The sequence below is a fragment of the Pseudomonas sp. D8002 genome, assembly GCF_013385695.1.
In the GTDB taxonomy this organism is placed as follows: Bacteria; Pseudomonadota; Gammaproteobacteria; order Pseudomonadales; family Pseudomonadaceae; genus Aquipseudomonas.
On sequence record NZ_JACAPM010000037.1, the window covers coordinates 29,187 to 49,105 of the forward strand.

Genomic DNA, 19,919 nt, shown 5'->3' on the forward strand with positions numbered 1-19,919 from the left:
CGGCTCAAGACCTCCGGCTGGCCCCCGGCGGCTGCCCGGTGACGCGCTTGAATGCCCGGCTGAACGCGGCCTGGGAGTTATAGCCAAGGCGTTGCGCCACGGTTTCAATGGGCAGCCGCTCCAGCGTCAGCCACTGGCTGGCCAGGCGCATCCGCAGTTCGGTGGCGTAGCGCAACGGTGGCGTGCCGATCGTGGTTTGAAAGTGTTGGGCGAACACCGAGCGCGAGGTATGACACTGCGCCGCCAGCTCTTCCACCGTCCAGTCGCGCCCAGGCTGTTGATGCAACGCCAGCAGGGCCTTGGCCAGGCGCGGGTCGCGTAGCGCGGCCACCAGGCCGGACGCATTCCCGCAGGCACATTCGACCCAGCCCCGAACAACCATGGCCGCCACCACGTCCGCCAAGCGCGCCAGAATGCCGGCGAAGCCGATGCGGGCGCTGCTGACTTCACGCTCCATGGCCGCCAGGATCGGCATCAACCCCGGATAACGTTGGCCCTTGGCGTCGATCAGCATCAGGTCCGGCATCAGGCGGCCAAGGCCGTGCAAACTCCCCAGTTCAAACTCCATGCAGCCGCTGAAGAGCAGGGTGCTTTGAGCCACGCCTGCATCGGCGCGGGCATCCACGGCACACACCGCATCGCCGAGGGCTGCGGCGTTGAAGCTGTCGATGTCCTGCACCGGCACCTCCGGGCTGGAGAGCAACTGATGGGCGCCCCCGTGGGAGATGAACACGGCGTTGCCCGGCGTCAGTTCGTACTGCGTGCCGTCCTCGGTACGCAGGGTGACGCCGCCGGCGGCGACAAGGTGGAAGTACGCATGCCCGGGTTTGGCCGCAAAGCCCAGGCCAAACGCCGGCCCGGCCTGGATGCGGCGGTACTCGACGCCCCGCAGGCGCATGCCGCGCAGCAGCTCGTTGATGAGGTCAGAGGACACGTCGAACGGTTCTGGAGGCATCATTTTCGGGGTTTCGGTAAAGGATTCAAGATTTTGCATCATAGATCATCCTGCCCTGCGTACCTAGACTGGCGGTCGCGATAACTTTTGGAGGGTGACCAGTGATGAGCAGTTGTGTGTGTGACGCCGTAACCGGTGCAGATGTGGCGCCCGCGACACCGGCCTGGATGGCGGTGTTTTCGTTGGCGATGGGCGTGTTCGGATTACTCACGGCGGAGTACCTGCCGGCCAGTTTGTTGACGCCGATGGCGGCCGAACTCGGCGTCTCGGAAGCCTTGGCAGGGCAGGCGGTGACAGTCACGGCGGTGGTGGCGTTGTTCGCCGGGCTGCTGGTACCGGGCCTGACCCGCGGGATCGACCGGCGCGTGGTGCTGTTGTGCTTCAGCGCACTGATGATCTGCTCCAACCTGCTGGTGGCGGTCTCGTCGAGCCTCACGGTGTTGCTGCTGATGCGCGTCCTGCTGGGCATCGCCCTGGGTGGCTTCTGGAGCATGGCGGCGGCGGTGGCGATGCGGCTTGTACCGGCGGCACTGCTGCCGCGTGCCTTGTCGATCATCTTCAGCGGCATCGCGGTGGGCACTGTCGTGGCGGTGCCGCTGGGCAGCTTTTTGGGTGGGCTGTACGGCTGGCGCAGCGCGTTTCTCGCCGCCGCCGCAGTGGGCGGCGTGACCCTGGTGTTCCAGCTGTTCACCCTGCCGCCGCTCGCACCCCGCAGGACCGCCCGCTTGAGGACGGTGCTGGAAGTGCTGCTGCGTCCGGGCATTGCCGTGGGCATGTTGGGGTGCGTGCTGGTGCACACCGGGCACTTTGCGCTGTTCACCTATATCCGGCCATTCCTGGAAAGCACCACTGGCGTGGGTGCCGAGGGGCTGGCGTTGATGTTGCTGGGGTTCGGCGTTGCAAACTTTGCCGGCACGCTGCTGGCCGGCTGGCTGCTGGTGCGTCTGCCGCGTGGAACATTGGTGCTGATGCCCGCGCTGGTGGGCGTTGCGGCGCTCGCCCTGGCGCTGTTGCCGGCAACCGTGACCGGGCAGGTGTGGTTGTTGATGCTCTGGGGCCTGGCGTTTGGCGGGGTGCCGGTGGCCTGGTCGAACTGGGTGGCGCGGGCAGTGCCTGACCAGGCCGAAAGCGCCGGGGGCATGGTGGTGGCTTCAGTGCAGTCGGCGATTGCCGCCGGGGCGGCGGCAGGCGGCGCGATGTTCAGTTTCAGTGGTATCGGCGGGGTCTTTGTCGCGGCAGGTATCTTGATGCTGTTGGCGGCACTGTTGATTGCGCTGAAGGTGAAGGTTGAAGCGCCTCCACAAGGTGCAGAGGCGGGGCCGGCGTTTCATCTCTGAAACCGTGTTAGAGGCAGGGGGCGAGAATAAACGCATGCGCTTCGCCCTCCTTTCAGTCCGCTTGATCAATCTTGCTGATTTGGGGCTCAGGTCCGACTCCGAGCAATCGTAGGTGAACGACCGCCTGCTGATCATTGCCCGGCAACGACCCTCGTATCTCTCTTTACTTCGGTAGCTACGCAAAATAACCTCTGCCTCGCAGGCACCGTCCTGCTCCTTCAGGTTTGGCAAGGCGCTTCACACTCACCAGCACCGCCTGGCAGGTGTCATGGTGCTTGCACGTTGAGGTTCTGCGATGAGCGCAGTCGTTGATCATGGCGTCCGTTTCGGACGAATTGCAGTAACGCTTCCCGTAAAGGACATGGGCAGGGCCCATGATTTTTACACCAGGGCCCTGGGGTTTACGAAAGCATTCGAAAATGGAAACCCGATCGGCTTCATGATTCTGCAGCGCGACCAGGGCGAGCTGCATTTGACCTTGCAACCCAACCACCCAGCCGCCGCGTTCACGATTGCCCACCTGATGGTGGACGATGTCGACAGGCTGCACGCCGCTTGCGTGCAGCATGGGGCGAGGATCATCAAGCGCCTCAAGGATCAGGATTACGGGTTGCGGGCGTTTGTGTTCGAAGACCCGGACGGGAATCGTATTGATGTAGGTCAGCCGCTCTAACCGAGCAATCAGGGAAGATAATGTTGACGACTACCGATGTTGTTCACACGCTGCGTGCACCGTCAGAGCTTGATTACTACGACACCCGGTCAGCCCCGCTGCCTACTGAAATCACCGCGCTGGATGCCTGGAACATCATGACCGGCGAACCGGGGCCGTTGATGCAGGTGGCTTTCCGAATCAGGGATGCCATTTCCTCGTTGTTTGGTGTGAAGCGCATCGGTGGGTTCTCCGGCACCTTGCGCGAGGCTGTGCAGGTCGGCGACCGGCTGGACTTCTTCCTGGTGGAACGCAGCGCGCCCGACATGCTGGTGCTGACCGAGCGTGACCGGCACCTGGATGTGATGATCTGCCTTTCAATCGCTGACCGTGTACTCACGATCACCTCGTCGGTTGTCACCCATAACACCTATGGGCGCCTCTACATGCTGCCAGTGGGGCCAGCGCACAAACTCATTGTGAATGCTCACCTACGACGACTTGAACGAACGCTGCAAGAGACAGCCGCAACGCCCGGCGGGTAGGCACGTTCACCGCCCGCCGGGAGGTGGATCAATTGCCTTTTTCAGCCGCCAAGAAGTACGCAACCAACGCATTGGCGTGACCATGGCCCATGCCGTGTTCAGTCTTGAGCAAGGCCACAAGCTCCATATGCTTCCTGGAACTGGCGGCCTTGAGCAGATCCAGCCAGTGGCTAATGGGTTGCCCATAGTTTTTTTCGATGGAGGGGAAGTACGACGCTGGCCCTTTTGTTTTTGTGTCGTCGGTCATGATGCAAACTCCCTTTTTGCTGAGGTGATAATGCCCGGATAACGTTACCGCTCTGGACTCACCGGGTCCACCGTACGGCCCATCCCTACACGCCCCCGTTGGCCTCGCCAATCAGAATATCCTCGAAGAACGCCCCGACCGGTTGTGTGGGATGGCAGATCTGTATCTCCAGCACCCAGACCATCTCGCTCGGTACGATCTCGACTTCAGCCAGCTTGTCCTGCCCGAACAGGGCATGGGGGAAGTCGGCGATGCGGTGTCCGGCCAGGTTGCGCTCAAGGCGCCAGCCTTTGGAGTGGGCACTTTGCTCGGCGAAGTCATACAGCTCGCGTCCGGTCAGCCCTTGGTGCCAGGCGTTGCGGGTTTCGTCGAACACTTCATGCAGTGCCTTCACACAGGCACCATGCAACGGGTGCTCGCCGAAGACGAAGGTGTCGCCATAATCGCCTTCATAGCCATCCCACACCGGGCCAAGGTCCACCACGGCGATGTCGGTGGGCCGCAGCTTGCGCAGCAGGTCGATGCCTTGGCGGGGTGTGCGGATGGTGTCTTCGCCAAAGCGGATATAGGTGGGATGCCAGGTGTGAGACGCGCCCATGGCCTGCAATGTCTCGCTGGCCATTGCGAGGGCTTGCGCCGTGGTCATGCCGGCTTTCAATTGATCGGCGATGGCGGCCAGGGCCCTGACCGTTTGCTCGCGGGCCGCAAGCATGCCGTCCAGCGAGTAGCGCGGGCCGACTTTTTCCAGCACCGGGTGCCGCGTGTTGAGCGACTCCGCTGGCGTCAATGCACCGCTGGGGACGAAGGCTTCGGCGACAAAACGATGCGCCTGCGCACCTGCCGCCAGGCAGGCTTCGCGGGCCTGGTTGATCATCGTGCTATTGCCGCAGGCGTAGATTTGGCTCTCGGCCCAGTCATGGGGCTGTGTCAACGCGACCTGCTGTACGCGGGCGTCTGCCGACAAAACCCGATGCCAGAGAAAGCGTGGATGGGCCTGGCTGGCCCGTTCGAGAAACTCGACGTCGTAGAAGTCCGCCGGGGCCGAGTTACCCCAATACAGGGTGACCTCGGCCTGGCGGGCCAGGGCCGTCAGCAACAAGGGCTTGATACCGGCATAACCGGTCCCGGTAGCGAACAGCACAACAGGGCGTTCATCGTCGTGTTGCCAGGTGCAGGCGCCCACGGGGCCTTCGAGTTTCACCGCATCACCCACTTGCAAGGTCGGCAGGATGCGTTCGGAAAACAGGCCACCGCTGACCTGGCGAATATGAAACACCAACCGGCCTTGGTCCTGCGCGGGCAGATTGGACACGGAGAAACAGCGGCTGTCGCCATCGTCGAGGCGAAACCTGAGGTACTGGCCGGCCCGGACTTCGAGTGGCTGGGCAGTCAGCAACACCAGCTCGACGATGTCGGCGCTCAACGCGCGTTTGCTGATCACCTGTGCGCTGGCTTCCAGCGTTGGCGTGTCCAGTGACCAGCCGGGGATTTCCAGGCGCATGTCGCTGCAGGCATGGCTCTGGCACAGCAACATCTCGTCAGCCGCGAGCGGATAGGAGGCGGCAGGGGTGTCGGGTGTGCGCAGCTTTTCCCGGTGCTGGCCCGACACCACCTTGACCTTGCACGATCCGCAGGCGCCGCGCCGGCAGGAAAAGGGTACGGCGAGACCGCTGGCCAGCATGGCGTCGAGCAGCAATTGATCGGCAGCTTCGAAGGATTTGCCCGAGGGCAACAATTCAACGACATGGCGGTTTTGCATAAACACCTCGGGGCAATTGAGGCTCGATTGTTGCGGTAGACTAGGACCAGGAGAACCTCCAGTTTTGGATAATTCATATGGTCCAGCTTCGCAAATGGCGCCCGTTGCTCAAACTCGATGGGGAGCAGCCGCAGGCATCCTACAGAAAGATCGTAGAGGGCCTGGTGAGCGCGATTGTCGAGGGCCGCCTGCGCCCCGGAGCGCTGTTGCCCGGCACGCGGGAGATGGCGCAACTGCTGGACGTCAACCGCAAGACGGTGATCCTTGCCTACGAGGAGGCGGCGACCAAGGGCTGGCTGGTCAGCATTCAACGTCGCGGCACCTTCGTCAGTTCGCAGCTGGCGACAGGCGCGGTGCCGGCCACCCGCGCCCCGAAGTCGTTTGCCCCGGCATTGCGGGAGGCGCCTGCGGCGGCCTATTTCACCCCGGGCGAACAGGTGACAGCCCTGCAACACCGGCCCGGCGCGCTGTTTTTTGACAATGGTGCCTGTGACCATCGCTTGCTGCCGCAAGCCGTGCTGCACCGCTATTACCGCAATGCCTTGCGCAACAGCTTTACCACCAACACCGTGCGCCATGGCAGCGAAGGCAGCGGCCAGTACCTGCGCGATGCCCTGGCCGAAATGTTGCGCCACAATCGCGGCCTGACGGTCGGCGCGCCGCAGATTTGCCTGACCCAAGGCGTGCAGATGTCGCTGTACCTGACCGCCAGCGCGCTGCTCAAACCCGGTGATGTGGTGGTGGTCGAACGCCTGAGTTACCCACCGGCCTGGGAGATTTTCCGCCAGTTGGGTGCGCAACTGGTCACCGTGGACCTGGACGACGAAGGTTGCCGGGTCGACCAACTCGCCGAGCTGTGCCGCCTGCATGACGTACGGATGATGTACGTCACCCCCCATCACCAGTTTCCTACCACCGTCAGCCTGCGTGCCGGACGTCGCCAGCAGCTCCTGGAACTGGCCCGGCTGCATGACTTCTGCATCATCGAGGAAGACTACGACCACGAATACCACTTTGCCGGACGGCCCTATTTGCCTCTGGCCAGTGATAGCGCGCAGCGTCATGTGATCTACATCGGCTCGCTGTCCAAGTCCCTGGGCAGCACCTTCCGTTGCAGCTATATCGTTGCCCCGTCGAACCTCATCGAAGTGCTCGAGCGTACGGCGGCGGTGAGCCTGGGCCAGGGCGATGCCGTGATGCAGCGGATGCTCGCGGACCTGATCAACGATGGCGAATTGAAGAAGCACCTGCGGCGGGTTTCCAGGGAATACCGTCGGCGCCGGGAGACCCTGCTCAGTTGTTTGCTGGAAGCTTTTGGCGAGCAGATCTCTGTGCAGGAACCCGAAGGCGGGCTGGCGTTATGGGTAAGGTTCGCCGACTCAATCGACGTCGACCGACTGGCTGAAAAAGCGCTGGAGCTGGACCTGGTGGTGCGCAGCGGTCGCCTGTTTTCACCGTTTGATCATCCTGAAAATGCCTTGCGCCTGGGCTTCGCCTCGCTCAATTCGGAGGAAATCCGCGTCGCTACGCAGCGTTTGGCTGAGGCTTCACGGGCGATTGGGGGCGCGGCTAAATAATTAAGCCGGCTCAAAGGTGGATGTGTAAGGATATGTTACTTAGCCTTTGATACTGCCAATAACAGGAACCGACGCTGATGCTCGCTGCCTTCAGACACTACCCGTTTTCGGTCAATCTGCTGCTGTCGTCTGCGTTGTTCCTGACCCTGGGGCGCGCCATTACCCTGCCGTATATTGTGATTTATCTGTCATCCAACTTCACGTTGGGCATCAGCGAAATCGGCCTGGTGGTGGGCGGTGCAATGCTCGTCGGTTCGTTGCTGAGCCTTTACGGCGGCTACCTGACTGACAAAATCTCCAGCTACCGATTGATCCTCAGCTTCACGGGGTTTTTCACCGTCGGCTTCATCGGCATGTGCGTCACGTCGCACCTGTGGCTGTTTTTCCTGTTTCTGGTGTCGTTCAACTTCGCCTATTCAGTGATCGATATCGTGGTCAAGGCCGCGTTTGGCAAACTGCTGCCGGAAGCCGAACGCGGCAAAGTGTTTTCGGTGCGCTACACCCTGATCAACATTGGTTACGCAGTGGGGCCGTTCATTGGCGCCGGGCTCGCGCACATGGATATGAAACTGCCGTTCCTGGTGTCGGCGATCCTGGGCATGGGCTTCTTCCTCACCTATTGGGTGTGGGGCGACAGGAGCCTCAGCTCCGCCGACCCGGCCAATGCCCCGGTGTCGTTCGTCGCGGTGGGGCGCATTCTGCTCAAGGACTATCGCCTGGTCTGCTTCACGGTGGGCGGCGCGTTGAGCGCCGTGGCGTTCGGCCAGTTCACCGGCTACATCTCGCAATACCTGGTGACCACTAGCACGCCGGAATTTACCTACCGAGTCATCAGCTCGGTGGTGGCGGTCAATGCGACCGTGGTGATCTGCCTGCAGTACATCGTGGGCAAGCGCATTACCAACGAGCATCTGAATCAATGGCTGACGGCGGGCTTCAGCCTGTTTCTGCTGGGCGTCGTCGGTTTTGCGCTGTCCACCACCGTGCTGCATTGGGCGTTGGCCGTGGCGATATTCACCGTGGGCGAAATCATCGTGTTCCCGGCCGAGTACATGTTTATCGACCGCATCGCACCGGAGCACCTGCGCGGCATGTATTACGGCGCGCAAAACCTGTCCAGCCTCGGCGGTGCGCTGGGGCCGGTGCTGTGCGGGTTTGCCCTGGCAACGCAGTCGGCGCATTTCATGTTCTATATGCTCGCGGCGTTTATCGTGGCGGGTGGGTGCTTCTATCTGATGGGGGCTTCCTATTCCAAACGCTACGACACTGGACGCGGGGAGTGAGTGCTTTACCTATCCTCCACGCCTGCCCAGGTGAGTAAGCCAAACTCAGGTGTTCATGGCGGCCCCTTCAAAAAACGCCGCGCATGATCCGGATCCGGCAACAGGCAGGTGTCGTATTTCCCGAAGAGCCGATAGCGATTACGCGCGATGCGATCATAAGCCCAATCCCGAAGAAAGCGCGGGATGGCGCGCAGCACCAGCAACGGGCGCCAGCGGGCAGGCAGTTGCGCAATGATTTCGAACACCGCCTCCGAACGCTCCCAGTAATGCCGGTCGCGGATCACTGCGAGGGTGTCGAACTGATCCAGCGGCAACCCGGCCCAGGCCAGTAGCGCCTGACCTTCGGGCGACTGAACGGCCGCCAAGCGCACACGTCGGTCGTGGTCGTGGCGAATCAGGAACCTCGCCCAGCCGTTGCACAGCTTGCACACACCGTCGAACAGCACCACGGTTTCGCCGGGCTTGAGGAGTGGTGCGGGAGTAGGCCGGGTGTGGGAGGCGGGCATCAGCGTGGGTCCAGTCGGGCCGGGTTAGCCTGGATCATACCCGCGTTCGGCACGACTCAGCGCTGCCAGCAGCCCCGTCGATGCACTGGTGAGTGGAGCAGGGCCCGTCGTTACAAGCGAAGAGGCTTCGCTCATGGACGCTTGCGCCAGTGCCACGATAGACGCGCCATCCCCATAGGCACGGTCCGCAGCCCTGGCGATGGTCGCGAGATAACCGTGCAGGTCGCCCGCCTTGAACATCGCCCATGCCCCCGGAACCAGTTGCACCTCCACCGACGCCCCGGTGTGCTGGGCCATCTGGTAAAACAAGCGAGCAGTCGGCTCGAGTGTGGTTTCGACAGCGCACAACACCACCACCTTCCCGCCAGCTTGAACCGCCGCGAATGCCAGCGCTTCATCTGCCCGCAAAATCGGCACCGGGGTGTGAGTACCGGCAAGTTCAACCACCGGGCCCAGGGTCGAACAGGTGAGTACCACTGCATCGCAGTGCTGAGCCAGGGCAACCAGCGCCAGCTGCGTTTCCTCGGCTATGCCTGCGGTCAGCTTACCCGCGCATTCGACCGCTGCCAGAAGATCGGCCCGGACTGCATGGTGCAACACCCGTGACCCGATCCCCAGCGCTGCTGCGGCAGCGTCAAACACTGCAATGTTGCTCTCGGCGGTATGCAGGCAGGTAATACGCATCGCTCAGGTCTCCGGCACTTTTGAACACCCGCCGACTTTAACGCGACAACACCGGCGCTGCGCCTTTTTCCTCCACGCCCACCTCATGCAGCGAAATCCGCGACGTCTCCGGCAACGCCAACCCGCCCGCCAACGCCAGCACCGCCACCGCAATCAGATAAAACGCCGGCGACAGGTTGCTGCCCGTGGTACTGATCAACCACGTCGCCACCAACGGCGCCGTACCGCCAAAGATCGTGTACGCCATGTTGTAGGTAATCGCTGAAGCCGTATACCGAGTGCGTGTCGGAAAGGTCTCCGACAACAACGCCGCCGTCACCACCCCACACAGCACCGCGCCCACCGCCAGCAACATCACCCCCACCACCGACGCCGCGAACGACCCGGAACTGGCCATCAGGAACGACGGGTACACCACCACAATCAACAACACACACGCCGTCATCACCGTGACCCGACGCCCCACCCGATCCGAATACAACCCCGCCAGCGGGCAGATCGCCGCCGCGAAAATCAGCGCAATCAGCGACACCAGCAACGCCACCGCCCGACTCAAGCCACCCGCCACCTGCAGATACGTCGCGAAGTAGGTGGTGAACATATAGAACGACAACGCCGTAAGCGACACAAAAGCGCCCAGGCAACAGATCGCCGCACCATGGTTGCGCAAGGTTTCCCTGAGGGGAGAGTGCGCGACCGCGTGCTCCTGCTTCACCGCCTGGAAGGCCGGCGTCTCATCCAGCTTCCAGCGCAGGTAAAGCCCCACCAGCCCCAGCGGCGCCGCGATCAGGAACGGCAAGCGCCAGCCCCAACTGCCCATTGCCTCGGCGGACAGCGAAGCCTCCAGGGCGTACGCCACCACGGCCGCCGCAGCGAACGCAGAAAACGTCGACACCGGCACAAAACTGCCATACCAGGCGCGCTTGTCACTGGGCGCGTGCTCCATCAAATAGGCACAGGCCCCGGCGTATTCGCCCCCGGCGGAAAAACCCTGGGCGCAGCGAATCAACGACAACAGAATCGGCGCCGCTACACCGATGGCGGCATAGGTGGGCAGCAGGCCGATCAGCGTGGTGGCGCCGGCCATCAGCAAAATCGTCATGGCCAGCGTGCGTTTGCGCCCGATCCGGTCGCCGAGCATGCCAAAGAAAATCCCGCCCAGGGGCCGGAAGGCGAAGGCCACCGCGAACACCGCAAAGGTCTTCAGCAACGCCGCGCTGGCGTCACCGCTGGGGAAGAATTGCTGGGCGATGGTGGTGGCGAGAAAACCGTAGACGGCGAAGTCGAACCACTCCACGAAGTTACCGATACCGGCGGCGATGATCACTCTGCGCAGGGTTTGGGGGCTGACCTGTTCGGTGGATGGGCTCGTCATGGGGGAAGGCCTCGGCGGTGGTAGGGGGATGCTTGATTATCGGGGGCGGGGATTGGGCGGCGGGGCTCAAAAGAGTCGTCCGCGTAGTCAGTAGCGACTGGGTGGGAGTGATGCAGGCAGGATTTGGGCCAGGTAAGGCGGGGAGCTATCCAGGGAGGGGGTGGGTGATTTCTACGCAAGGACCACAACGGAAAAGGGGTCAGACCACGTTTTCACTATCTGCCAGATGTAAAAGACAGTTCGCCGAGAGAAGTTTCGTGTGCCTTGATTCCCGAATGAGGATGAAGAAGACTCCATCAATTATCTGAGGTCGAACCAACGACCGAAGTTGTCGAAATGGGATTACTTTTGAGCATGGGGCCGCCGATGCAGGGAAAAACGTTCGAGATAGTGCGAATAGATCAGATCCACGAAATTGTTTCGCCAACCGTAGAGTCACTTTTACAGCCGTTAGGATTCGAAGTTCAGGGCCCGCTGTCCTGGCTTCGTAGCGTCGATGCTCCCATTCGCCAACTCTTTCGCCTTGAGCAGTGGAAAGGCGGCGCGCTAGCGCCGTCATGGGCTCTGTCACTGGACTTCGTTCCCCATCTTTCCGGCAATGAAATCAAATGGCACAGGACGTCAAAATCAGCACGACCTGATCTGACTTTCGATGTGCGCGATAGAGCGTTTGATATCTCATGCAGCTACGGACCTGATGCCATAGCAACCAGCGCACCCAATATCCTCCGGGCTGCCATTCCAAAAGCTGAATCGTTTTGGGACGAGGCTCGTTCGATAGCCGCCCTGCCTGGTGCTTTCGAGCGGGTCAAGCAGCATTTGTCGACGGGTGGCCTGGGTTTCTACAACTACATACAACATCCTCTTGCATACGCGTTTGTATTGGCCATGAACGGCAAGCCCGATACAGCCGAAGAAGAGTTTCAACGCTATTCACAGCGTCTTTCAGAGGCGGCTCGAAAAAAACTCCGCAAGCTATTCATTGATGCAGGCGGTCACCTTGGCTAAGCGAGTACGGCTTTTTCAACAGAATCGGCCAGAAGCGGCCGCTCATGACCGACCGCTTCCGACCCAACGCAGCCATCCGCTCCTGACTATTGGGTTAATGCACCCACGTCATTCACCAGTGTGCGCCAGCCATCCTTTGCCTCCTGCTCCGAGGTAAAGACTTGCACTTTGGGATGCCAGAACGCCCCCTCGATTACGATGCATTCCAAGGTAGAGTCCTGAAACGTAAAGACATAGTGGATAGCATCTTTCATGAACCGCTGTTTGTCGTGTCGAGGATGAATGGCGTTCCTTTGCTCAAGCTCTGCTAACCAAGGCGAATTATCTATTCGATGAATTTGGTAATGCTTTAGGCCAAGTCCAATGAGCGGATGGCCGCCCAAAGCTTCGTCGTTTGGCGAACCGAATTGGATTTTCTTTACTAGCGGAAAATGAACCACAGCTATTTCTTCTCCGGTGGTGTAATACCGTAAACATAGTTGCGTGTCCGTGGCGAACACCACTGGTTCAGGCGACGTACTTGGCTGTGGCCAGGAGTCGAGCAGCACTACGGTCGCTAATGACATGCGGGAACCTGATGAATGAATGGGTTATAAACAGAGTGCGAGAGCGACTCGTTGTCGTCAAACCTTTCTGATCGCGACCGACTGCTTCTGGCCGTTGTTGGCCGGTTGGGTTCTTATCTACTTACTAGGTGTCAGAGCGTTGAGAAGACCTGTCTTAGACAGCGTAGTGTTCAGAGCAACCGGAGATCAGATTATGACGGAAAGAGCTTTGGCGCCGGATCAAAATCTATGGGATTCGTGGACTCCTGCCGAGTTAGCGGTTCGCCTGAAGAGCGTCTCGCTTCCATGGTGCGTTGTAGGCGGGTGGGCACTTGATCTATGGCTCGGCGAAAAGACTAGGGAGCATGAAGACATAGAGCTCACCATGTTGCGAGACGATTTTCCAAAATTCCGGCACGCGCTTGGCGATCTCGATATGTACACCGCGAAGGACGGGATACTCACTTTTCTTCCCTCGGGTCAAATCCCAGGTCAAGACATTCAGCAGGTGTGGTGTTTCGACCCAATTGCTCAAGCTTGGCGGTTAGACATGATGATTGAATCGGGAAGTCCTGAAGTATGGGTTTACAAAAGGGATGGGGCTATCCGGTTTTCCCGTAAAGAAATGTTGTGTTTGAGCAGTGAAAGCATTCCATATTTAAGGCCTGCGGCGATCCTTTTGTTCAAAGCCCTGCGTACGCGGGCAAAGGATGAGGAGGATTTTCACAAGATCTTGCCGACGCTGCCTGATGAGGAGGTTGCGTGGCTGAGGCGGCATTTGCTGAAGCTTCATCCTGAGCATCACTGGATAACCCTGTTAGCGCTAGAGCGACTTTGACTCATGCCAGAATGCATTGACTCACCCGAATACTCAGTAAAAGATGGTCTTGTGCGGGATTTCAGCTGCTGAAGATGGGGTAGTCAAAATCAGCAGCCTGAATCAAAGTTGCATCAGCGCCAACAGTAAAAACGTTTTTCAGCGCGATGGGTGTCCAAATTAGAGCCGCAAATCGCGTTTCTACGCAAAATCTCGGTCTGCCATCCAGCCGATAAATTTTAGATTTGGCATAGAAGCGCCAACTTCAATTTTGGCTCAGTCTGGGCCGAGAGCAGCCATTCGTGACGGGCTGATCTCGGCCAGTCGCGACCGTCCGCTTCTGGCCGGTTAGCGACCGTTGCTGCTATTAGCCATCCTTGTCCTTCCACACGTGGAGGACTTGTCATGAACATCATCGCTACCTGCAGCCGTCAGCCCTGGAACAAAGGAAAACTGGTCGGGCAGAAAACCCCACTCCGACTGAGAGATATCTGGGCCATCCGAGTAAGGCTTCAAATTGCGGAAAGAGCCCGAGATCTGGCTCTCTTCGATCTGGCCATCGACAGCAAGCTTCGAGCCTGCGATTTAACCAAGCTCCGCGTGCGCGATGTCGCTCATGGCGAGCACGTATCATCACGATCCATGGTGATGCAGCAGAAAACGCAGCGGCCTGTGCAGTTTGAGATCACTGAGCAAACACGGTCTGCTCTCGCGGCTTGGATACATCAAGCCCAGCTACGCAGCGAGGACTGCCTTTTCCCTAGCCGGCTGCATACCTCAGACCATTTATCCACTCGTCAATACGCTCGTATCGTCAAAGGCTGGGTGAAAGCCGTTGGCCTTGATCCAGCCATGTATGGCACTCACACAATGAGACGTACGAAAGCATCACTAATCTATCGCAGAACGAAAAACTTACGGGCGGTTCAGTTGCTGCTCGGCCATACGAAGCTGGAGAGCACTGTTCGATATCTGGGGATTGAGGTCGATGACGCCTTGGAGATGGCAGAACAGACTGAGGTTTGACCATGTATAGCGACGGTCGAGGTCAGGCCGTCGCTAACCGGCCAAAAGCAGTCATACGCGATTCATAAAACTGCCCATTAAAAGGGGAATCATTTAGCAGGTCTTTGATTGATTGCACCGATCAGACGGCCCCACTATTCCCGTTACGCTATACGTCAGCACGGCCCGATTTTTTTTGTGTCATTTGGGGAGAGAAACCTGGCGTCCGCCAGGTGAGATGAAGCATTACGGTTGCACAAAGTGCGAAGGGCAATCCCACCAAGATCGACACTTTGTAGGCCAGCAATAGTCCCGCTGCGCAACCAACGAAAGCGGCTAAAACGAGAAAGCCGGCGTCTGCCATTTCCGTTCCCGGTCGAATAATTAATTTTAGTAAGCCATGCATCTGTAAATTCTCTACAAAAGGTGTTTTTGCATCGCCCTGATAGGCCTAGGTCTCATCAATCGTTATTGATACAAGTAGTTCTCTCTCGGCGTCATTGGGAATTAACCCTGTCGTTTCCGCGAGCAAGACAGCCAGGCCGCTACTGTTGGTCACGATTACCTCGGCTTGAGCCCGATTACCCTCATCGATCCCCATAATTTTCCACACGCATGTAAGCTCATCCCCGATATAAACGGGGCGCTTGAAGCGCAGATTCATGGAGGTAGCCAACCACCCCAACTGCCCTCCGATCTCTGTGATCAATGTCGCAGTAAGCAAACCGTGAGCGATGACACCATCAAAGCCTTTAGCCTCTGCATACTTGGCATCGGAATGCACTGGGTTGTGATCGCGCGATAGCGCTTCAAACTGGACGATGTCTGCGTCCGAAAAAGTGCGTTTGATTTCAAAAGTGTCACCTTCCTCCAGGCCTGCTATCGCCTTCTGGCGCAGTGTGCTCATTGCGATCTCCGATGCTCTAAAAAGTATGTTCTGGCCCAGGGAATGAGCCCGATTCGACATCTTTAGCAAAGGCTTGAGCAGCGTCACTCATCACCTTTCTCATATCCGCATACTGCTTGACGAATCGCGGCAACTGACCATCCCTTAGCCCCGCCATGTCCTGCCAGACAAGCACCTGTGCATCGCAGCCATTACCAGCACCAATTCCTACGGTAGGGATGGAGACTGTCTCGGTGATCCTCGTTGCTACATCGCCTGGCACCATCTCTATCAGCAGGCCAAACGCCCCAGCACGCTCGAAGGCAACGCTCAAATCAATCAACCGCTCCGCGTCTTCGCCTTTGCCCTGGATGCGGTATCCGCCCAGCTGATGTTCTGCCTGTGGGGTAAAACCGATATGGGCCATAACTGGTATGCCAGCGGCTACCAACATCTCTACCTGCGCAAGCATCTCGATCCCACCTTCGAGCTTTACGGCATGAGCGCCGCCTTCCTTCATGAAGCGCACTGCGGTATGGAAGCATTGCTCAGGCGATCCCTGATAAGAGCCAAAGGGCAAATCGGCAATGACCAACGCCCGTTTGGTAGCACTCGAAACCGCCCTGACAAGAGGAAGCATCTCGTCAACTGTTATTGCCAATGTCGAGTTATGTCCAAACACGTTGTTGGCAGCGGAATCGCCTACGAGCAGCACTGGAATTCCTGCCGCCTCAAACACTGACGCGGCGTACATGTCATAAGCAGTCAACATGGCCCATTTCTGACCCCGTGCCTTCATGTCCTGTAAATGTGGAATTCGTACCCTTGCGCGAGGAGGGCTGTTATAGGGGGCGTTGATTTGATCAGACATTTCACTTCCTCAATTCAAATGGCCAGCCGCTCGGCAGCTAGAACCACAGCGATTACGATCATCGCGGCTCCCGATATCCGACTCACATTGGTTGCCGCTGCTGGTCGTGAAGCAAGCACCGCACCAGCGCCATAGCCGACCGCGAGATAGACGACACCGCAACTGACACCATGAATCAGGCCTAGAGCGACAATCTGAGCCCCTACTGGCCATGCGGTTGACGCATCAGTGAACTGAGGTAGTAGCGCTAGGAACAACAATAGGACTTTCGGGTTGAGACCGCTGACGCATAGTCCTTTTATCGCCCAGGCCATCCAGGCACCTTCATCGTGGGATGTCCCTTGAGCAGGCAGCGAAGGCTTGAGCAACATGTTGAGGCCGAGCCATAAGAGATAGGCCGCCCCCATCAGCGTTAACGTCAGCAATGCATAGGGAATTTTGACCAGCACTCCCCCCACACCTGCGGCGACGATCAGCGTGGCCACAAGATGGCCGGAAAGCATGCCGACTACGGCGGGTAAGACGCGGCCTCGCAAACCTGCCGAAATCGCGTAGGCCCAGTCGACCCCAGGCGTGATAACAAACAAAAATGATACGGCCCAAAACGCCATAATCAGAGAAACACTCACGATCAAATCCTTCCTCTTCCATCAATTCAAAGCGCCGCTTGGCCCTGAAAAACCGTGATAGAAGGATAATGAAAGCGAAGTGGTATTATCTTTCGAAGATACCTGTAGAAGCTAAACGAATTAGAAGGTTTTTCTTAATGGATCGTGTAGACAAGAAGATTCTTGCGCAACTGCAGCAAGATGGCCGTCAGTCACTGACGGAGCTGGCCGACCGCGTAGGTCTAAGTTTGTCTCCATGCCATCGACGCGTTCGGGCGATGGAAGATCTGGGAGTGATCAAGGGTTATCGAGCTCAACTATCCGCGACTGAGTTAGGACTCAATTTCTCGTCCCTGGTATTCGTGACGCTCCGAGAGGGACACCAAAAAGCAGTAGCTGATTTTGAAGATGCTTTACCGCGAATTCCTTACATCGTCCAAGCTCAGAGACTTTTTGGCGATCCTGATTACCTGCTGATGGTGGTGACAGCAGATCTTCCTGCATTTCAAAAACTATACGATGAGGAACTGTCGAGGTTACCCAACGTACAGCGTCTGACATCGACGTTGGTGATGAAGCACGTGATCATTGATCGTCCGCTGCCGTTGGAATGAAGTTCAAATATTGCGGATAACGCAGGGAAGTCGTCAGGCTTTTGTCGAATCGCCCCAGAGCTGAGACACGGATGCTCTGGGGCCGGACTTAGAATGCCTAATCTGACCGCATCTGAGGCCCACGGCTAAAGACTAAATTCAGAGGTTAAAGGCTGGGAGACAAGCGTGCCGCACCCACCAAGCCGTCCAGCCATTCCTGATGACCGTTGATCATCGGATTGGGTTTGGCCTTGGCGAGATTCTCCGCTGGTTTACCCTTCTGTGTTTCCTGAGTCAGGATGCGCACTCGTCCACCAGAGAGGTCTTCAATAAGCCAGGCATGGTGAACGTCCAGCCGAGCGTCACCCTCACCCGACCAGCCATGCCACGCAATTCGTCCTGGAGAGGTTAGAGTTGGCGGCACGCACTCATTGCATAAAGCCTCGACCGGAAAGCCGAACGTTTCGAAGTAGAAAAATACCCCGTCTTGCAGATCCGGCCCGATGTGATCATGAAACTGGATGTTTGCCGAGTTGGCGTAGTACGACGGCCATCTCTGCGCCTGGGTGAGCAGAGGCCATACCTGTGCGGCACTCAATCCCGCGATGATGACCTCGTTAGAGACAAAGTTTTCGGTAAAACCTGGCAGGTAGCCCTCAGGCCAAATGATCTGATTCATGGTTATGCAGCGCTCAGTTGATGAATTGAGACCATGATGGGTGTAGGCTAGAAATAAGACCAATCGCTATGTTTTATTTTGCGCATCATGAATCCTGATATCAGAAATCTAGATCTCAACCTCCTCAAAGCACTGGATGCGTTGCTTGATGAACGTAGCGTTACGCGAGCCGCAAATCGACTATCGCTTACCCAGCCTGCTGTGAGCGGCATGCTCAGCAGGCTCCGAGAAAGCTTCGCCGATCCGCTGTTCGTGCGCGCCCAGCGCGGCATCGTGCCGACGTCGCGTGCAGAGCAGCTTGCAGCGCCGGTTAAGAAATTGCTGGCAGATATTGAAGGTATGCTTCAGCCGCAAAGCTTTGATCCGTTGACGGCGAGCATGACGATAAGGATTGCTTCGACCGACTATGCATTGCGTGCAGTGGTCGTACCGTTTCTCAACGCGCTAAGAATACAAGCGCCGAACATCCGCGTTAGTGTCCAGCCCGTGGATCATCAAGAGCTTCAAAATCAGCTGGATCGAGGTGAGATCGATCTCGCATTGGTTACCCCTGAAGCGGTAACACCAGGATTGCATGCTATCGCACTCTTTGATGAAAGCTATGTATGCGTAATGCGCACTGATCACCCAGATGCGCTGAATGGCAGGCTTTCACTGGATCGATTCTGCGCATTGGATCACGCCTTGGTTTCCCCGGCAGGGGGCGGTTTTCATGGAGTGACGGATGATGCTCTGGAAAAACTTGGAAGATCACGTCGAGTGACAGTGTCGGTGACCAGCTTTCTGGTACTTCCAGAAATTCTAACGTACAGCGACATAATCGCTGTCGTGCCGCGTCGATTGGCAGTGAACAACATCGGGCTCAAATCAATAGAGCCGCCTGTTGAAATTCCAGGCTTCAGAAAAATCTTGGCCTGGCATGAACGAACTCAGCGCGACGCAGGCCATCGCTGGGTGCGGTCACTTATCGTTGAAACACTACGGACACTCGATTGAAGCAAACGGGGTGGCCAAACATGCAAAGTCGTCGTGGCAGCTGCGGTTTAGAGACCAGTTCCGTTGTGTCAAAAACCCAAGCTCGGTGTCCATACCCAGCTCAGTTTCCAGACCGTCTGTGACGGAGTCGTTCTTGGGCTCGCGGGCACCTTCGAGTTATTGTCTGTTACTGATAGCCGCCCCTTGCGAGCGTCAGCAATGGATAGATAACGACCATATACTAATGGCTGCTTATGGCCGGTAGCTGACGCTCATGAACGACCTCTTTCGACCCTAAGCCGCCATTCCAGGTGCCTAAGAGGCCAGGGACGATTTAGGCTTCAATCTAGACTCTGGGATAGGCGCCCCGGGACGTGGGTCGATCATCGTCATCATAAGGATCTGGGGCTTGATTGAGAGCAATAGAATCATCAGGATCAGGTAGCATCGGTCTCGTCTGTGGAGCATTTGGACTCACAGGCCGAAACCAACTGCTGAAGGCTAACGCTTCCTCTTGAAGAAAATGCTCAATCCGCTTTTGCTGAATAGCGTTCAAGTAGCCCCCAGCAAAGCCTCGTCCCAGGGAGCGGAGTAGTAAGTCGAGCTTCTTGGGATCCGGTTCATCGAAAATCCCCACGCTCTTGGTCCGTAAATCAGCATCATCAATCCATTGCTCAAGATTGCCTCAGTACGAATCGCAGAGAAAATTCGCGCGAGTCGTGTGGTTTTATCGCCACCAGCGGGGATGCTTTTCAACCAGTCAAAAAGTGTTGTGTGCTTTGGATAGTCTGGGTACGCGAGTATCAACATAGTAACTTTGCAATAATAACGTATTGGATAAAAAACAAGAAAACTATAAATCTTGCTTAGGCTCTATCGGACTGCGCAGCCTTTTAGTTCGTCCTAAGGCATCCCATTCAATAAGCTGCACGTACTTTTTTCGTACCGAATAAAAACAGAGCTCCGCACCATCGAGATGCTTCATTGATGGAGGAGGCTTTTCGCCCTGAAT

The 19,919-nt window shown here is 57.9% G+C and carries 21 protein-coding genes; 10 read left to right on the forward strand and 11 right to left on the reverse strand.

Annotated features, from left to right (window positions below):
- Positions 1–4 precede the first annotated feature (4 nt).
- Complete coding sequence (locus HX807_RS22110; RefSeq protein ID WP_008438855.1) at positions 5–994, reverse strand: AraC family transcriptional regulator; 990 nt, start codon at positions 992–994, stop codon at positions 5–7.
- A gap of 65 nt (positions 995–1,059) precedes the next feature.
- Between HX807_RS22110 and HX807_RS22115 the strand changes: the two genes are divergently transcribed.
- The 3 genes from HX807_RS22115 (at position 1,060) to HX807_RS22125 (ending at position 3,489) form a co-directional block, all read left to right on the forward strand.
- Positions 1,060–2,292 carry an MFS transporter gene (locus HX807_RS22115; RefSeq protein WP_177051046.1) on the forward strand — a complete coding sequence of 411 codons (1,233 nt, stop codon included), beginning with the start codon at positions 1,060–1,062 and terminating at the stop codon, positions 2,290–2,292.
- 295 nt (positions 2,293–2,587) lie between these two features.
- Positions 2,588–2,965 (forward strand): glyoxalase/bleomycin resistance/extradiol dioxygenase family protein, encoded by a 378-nt coding sequence (locus tag HX807_RS22120; RefSeq protein WP_003214518.1) that lies wholly within the window; start codon positions 2,588–2,590, stop codon positions 2,963–2,965.
- A gap of 20 nt (positions 2,966–2,985) precedes the next feature.
- Positions 2,986–3,489 carry a DUF2867 domain-containing protein gene (locus HX807_RS22125; RefSeq protein WP_102368493.1) on the forward strand — a complete coding sequence of 168 codons (504 nt, stop codon included), beginning with the start codon at positions 2,986–2,988 and terminating at the stop codon, positions 3,487–3,489.
- Between the two features lie 28 nt (positions 3,490–3,517).
- Here HX807_RS22125 and HX807_RS22130 read toward each other — a convergent pair whose 3' ends face one another.
- Together HX807_RS22130 and HX807_RS22135 are read right to left on the reverse strand one after the other, a co-directional pair.
- Complete coding sequence (locus tag HX807_RS22130) at positions 3,518–3,736, reverse strand: DUF4287 domain-containing protein (RefSeq protein WP_003214516.1); 219 nt, start codon at positions 3,734–3,736, stop codon at positions 3,518–3,520.
- Between the two features lie 85 nt (positions 3,737–3,821).
- Positions 3,822–5,495 carry a M24 family metallopeptidase gene (locus HX807_RS22135; RefSeq protein WP_177051048.1) on the reverse strand — a complete coding sequence of 558 codons (1,674 nt, stop codon included), beginning with the start codon at positions 5,493–5,495 and terminating at the stop codon, positions 3,822–3,824.
- Positions 5,496–5,572: 77 nt separating this feature from the next.
- On the opposite strand from HX807_RS22135, the gene HX807_RS22140 reads away from it, so the two are divergent.
- Both HX807_RS22140 and HX807_RS22145 read left to right on the forward strand, forming a co-directional pair.
- Complete coding sequence (locus HX807_RS22140; RefSeq protein WP_177051050.1) at positions 5,573–7,072, forward strand: PLP-dependent aminotransferase family protein; 1,500 nt, start codon at positions 5,573–5,575, stop codon at positions 7,070–7,072.
- 77 nt (positions 7,073–7,149) lie between these two features.
- Positions 7,150–8,355: an MFS transporter gene (locus HX807_RS22145; RefSeq protein WP_177051052.1), complete on the forward strand. Its 1,206-nt coding sequence runs from the start codon at positions 7,150–7,152 to the stop codon at positions 8,353–8,355.
- Positions 8,356–8,408: 53 nt separating this feature from the next.
- On the opposite strand, the gene HX807_RS22150 is transcribed toward HX807_RS22145, so the two are convergent.
- The 3 genes from HX807_RS22150 to HX807_RS22160 are packed head-to-tail and all read right to left on the reverse strand — an operon-like array spanning position 8,409 to position 10,920.
- On the reverse strand, positions 8,409–8,861 hold the full coding sequence (locus HX807_RS22150) for a thiol-disulfide oxidoreductase DCC family protein (protein WP_177009654.1): 453 nt from the start codon (positions 8,859–8,861) through the stop codon (positions 8,409–8,411).
- 24 nt (positions 8,862–8,885) lie between these two features.
- Positions 8,886–9,545, reverse strand: coding sequence for an aspartate/glutamate racemase family protein (locus HX807_RS22155; RefSeq protein WP_177051054.1), 660 nt, complete (start codon positions 9,543–9,545; stop codon positions 8,886–8,888).
- A 37-nt stretch (positions 9,546–9,582) separates the two neighbouring features.
- Positions 9,583–10,920, reverse strand: coding sequence for an MFS transporter (locus HX807_RS22160; RefSeq protein WP_177009656.1), 1,338 nt, complete (start codon positions 10,918–10,920; stop codon positions 9,583–9,585).
- Positions 10,921–11,256: 336 nt separating this feature from the next.
- Here HX807_RS22160 and HX807_RS22165 point away from each other — a divergent pair, with 336 nt between their 5' ends.
- Complete coding sequence (locus HX807_RS22165; protein ID WP_008438842.1) at positions 11,257–11,928, forward strand: hypothetical protein; 672 nt, start codon at positions 11,257–11,259, stop codon at positions 11,926–11,928.
- An 86-nt stretch (positions 11,929–12,014) separates the two neighbouring features.
- Here the strand turns inward: HX807_RS22165 and HX807_RS22170 are convergent, their stop codons facing one another.
- Complete coding sequence (locus tag HX807_RS22170; protein WP_023659022.1) at positions 12,015–12,494, reverse strand: hypothetical protein; 480 nt, start codon at positions 12,492–12,494, stop codon at positions 12,015–12,017.
- Positions 12,495–12,687: 193 nt separating this feature from the next.
- On the opposite strand from HX807_RS22170, the gene HX807_RS22175 reads away from it, so the two are divergent.
- Both HX807_RS22175 and HX807_RS22180 read left to right on the forward strand, forming a co-directional pair.
- Positions 12,688–13,311 carry a nucleotidyltransferase domain-containing protein gene (locus HX807_RS22175; RefSeq protein ID WP_008438826.1) on the forward strand — a complete coding sequence of 208 codons (624 nt, stop codon included), beginning with the start codon at positions 12,688–12,690 and terminating at the stop codon, positions 13,309–13,311.
- 384 nt (positions 13,312–13,695) lie between these two features.
- Entirely contained in the window at positions 13,696–14,316 is a 621-nt protein-coding gene (locus HX807_RS22180; protein ID WP_177051056.1) for a tyrosine-type recombinase/integrase, read from the forward strand.
- Positions 14,317–14,746: 430 nt separating this feature from the next.
- Here the strand turns inward: HX807_RS22180 and HX807_RS22185 are convergent, their stop codons facing one another.
- From HX807_RS22185 to HX807_RS22195, 3 genes are read right to left on the reverse strand one after another with little or no spacing between them, the layout of a single operon-like run.
- Positions 14,747–15,202 (reverse strand): MaoC family dehydratase, encoded by a 456-nt coding sequence (locus HX807_RS22185; protein ID WP_003212629.1) that lies wholly within the window; start codon positions 15,200–15,202, stop codon positions 14,747–14,749.
- Positions 15,203–15,218: 16 nt separating this feature from the next.
- A complete protein-coding gene (panB, locus tag HX807_RS22190; protein WP_008430222.1) occupies positions 15,219–16,052 on the reverse strand; it encodes a 3-methyl-2-oxobutanoate hydroxymethyltransferase in 834 nt (277 codons plus the stop codon).
- Between the two features lie 14 nt (positions 16,053–16,066).
- Positions 16,067–16,687, reverse strand: a complete 621-nt coding sequence (locus HX807_RS22195) for a LysE family translocator (protein WP_003212633.1) — start codon at positions 16,685–16,687, stop codon at positions 16,067–16,069.
- A 131-nt stretch (positions 16,688–16,818) separates the two neighbouring features.
- On the opposite strand from HX807_RS22195, the gene HX807_RS22200 reads away from it, so the two are divergent.
- Positions 16,819–17,274: an Lrp/AsnC family transcriptional regulator gene (locus HX807_RS22200; protein ID WP_003212635.1), complete on the forward strand. Its 456-nt coding sequence runs from the start codon at positions 16,819–16,821 to the stop codon at positions 17,272–17,274.
- A 145-nt stretch (positions 17,275–17,419) separates the two neighbouring features.
- Here HX807_RS22200 and HX807_RS22205 read toward each other — a convergent pair whose 3' ends face one another.
- Positions 17,420–17,932, reverse strand: a complete 513-nt coding sequence (locus tag HX807_RS22205; protein WP_003212637.1) for an SRPBCC domain-containing protein — start codon at positions 17,930–17,932, stop codon at positions 17,420–17,422.
- Between the two features lie 87 nt (positions 17,933–18,019).
- Here HX807_RS22205 and HX807_RS22210 point away from each other — a divergent pair, with 87 nt between their 5' ends.
- Entirely contained in the window at positions 18,020–18,928 is a 909-nt protein-coding gene (locus tag HX807_RS22210) for a LysR family transcriptional regulator (protein WP_008430215.1), read from the forward strand.
- Positions 18,929–19,919: the final 991 nt, after the last annotated feature.

Excerpts from the sequence above, each read along its gene's own strand:
- HX807_RS22110 (WP_008438855.1), bottom strand. The coding sequence starts at position 994 with ATGCAAAATCTTGAATCCTTTACCGAAACCCCGAAAATGATGCCTCCA.
- HX807_RS22115 (WP_177051046.1), top strand. The coding sequence starts at position 1,060 with ATGAGCAGTTGTGTGTGTGACGCCGTAACCGGTGCAGATGTGGCGCCC.
- HX807_RS22120 (WP_003214518.1), top strand. The coding sequence starts at position 2,588 with ATGAGCGCAGTCGTTGATCATGGCGTCCGTTTCGGACGAATTGCAGTA.
- HX807_RS22125 (WP_102368493.1), top strand. The coding sequence starts at position 2,986 with ATGTTGACGACTACCGATGTTGTTCACACGCTGCGTGCACCGTCAGAG.
- HX807_RS22130 (WP_003214516.1), bottom strand. The coding sequence starts at position 3,736 with ATGACCGACGACACAAAAACAAAAGGGCCAGCGTCGTACTTCCCCTCC.
- HX807_RS22135 (WP_177051048.1), bottom strand. The coding sequence starts at position 5,495 with ATGCAAAACCGCCATGTCGTTGAATTGTTGCCCTCGGGCAAATCCTTC.
- HX807_RS22140 (WP_177051050.1), top strand. The coding sequence starts at position 5,573 with ATGGTCCAGCTTCGCAAATGGCGCCCGTTGCTCAAACTCGATGGGGAG.
- HX807_RS22145 (WP_177051052.1), top strand. The coding sequence starts at position 7,150 with ATGCTCGCTGCCTTCAGACACTACCCGTTTTCGGTCAATCTGCTGCTG.
- HX807_RS22150 (WP_177009654.1), bottom strand. The coding sequence starts at position 8,861 with ATGCCCGCCTCCCACACCCGGCCTACTCCCGCACCACTCCTCAAGCCC.
- HX807_RS22155 (WP_177051054.1), bottom strand. The coding sequence starts at position 9,545 with ATGCGTATTACCTGCCTGCATACCGCCGAGAGCAACATTGCAGTGTTT.
- HX807_RS22160 (WP_177009656.1), bottom strand. The coding sequence starts at position 10,920 with ATGACGAGCCCATCCACCGAACAGGTCAGCCCCCAAACCCTGCGCAGA.
- HX807_RS22165 (WP_008438842.1), top strand. The coding sequence starts at position 11,257 with ATGGGATTACTTTTGAGCATGGGGCCGCCGATGCAGGGAAAAACGTTC.
- HX807_RS22170 (WP_023659022.1), bottom strand. The coding sequence starts at position 12,494 with ATGTCATTAGCGACCGTAGTGCTGCTCGACTCCTGGCCACAGCCAAGT.
- HX807_RS22175 (WP_008438826.1), top strand. The coding sequence starts at position 12,688 with ATGACGGAAAGAGCTTTGGCGCCGGATCAAAATCTATGGGATTCGTGG.
- HX807_RS22180 (WP_177051056.1), top strand. The coding sequence starts at position 13,696 with ATGAACATCATCGCTACCTGCAGCCGTCAGCCCTGGAACAAAGGAAAA.
- HX807_RS22185 (WP_003212629.1), bottom strand. The coding sequence starts at position 15,202 with ATGAGCACACTGCGCCAGAAGGCGATAGCAGGCCTGGAGGAAGGTGAC.
- panB (WP_008430222.1), bottom strand. The coding sequence starts at position 16,052 with ATGTCTGATCAAATCAACGCCCCCTATAACAGCCCTCCTCGCGCAAGG.
- HX807_RS22200 (WP_003212635.1), top strand. The coding sequence starts at position 16,819 with ATGGATCGTGTAGACAAGAAGATTCTTGCGCAACTGCAGCAAGATGGC.
- HX807_RS22205 (WP_003212637.1), bottom strand. The coding sequence starts at position 17,932 with ATGAATCAGATCATTTGGCCTGAGGGCTACCTGCCAGGTTTTACCGAA.
- HX807_RS22210 (WP_008430215.1), top strand. The coding sequence starts at position 18,020 with ATGAATCCTGATATCAGAAATCTAGATCTCAACCTCCTCAAAGCACTG.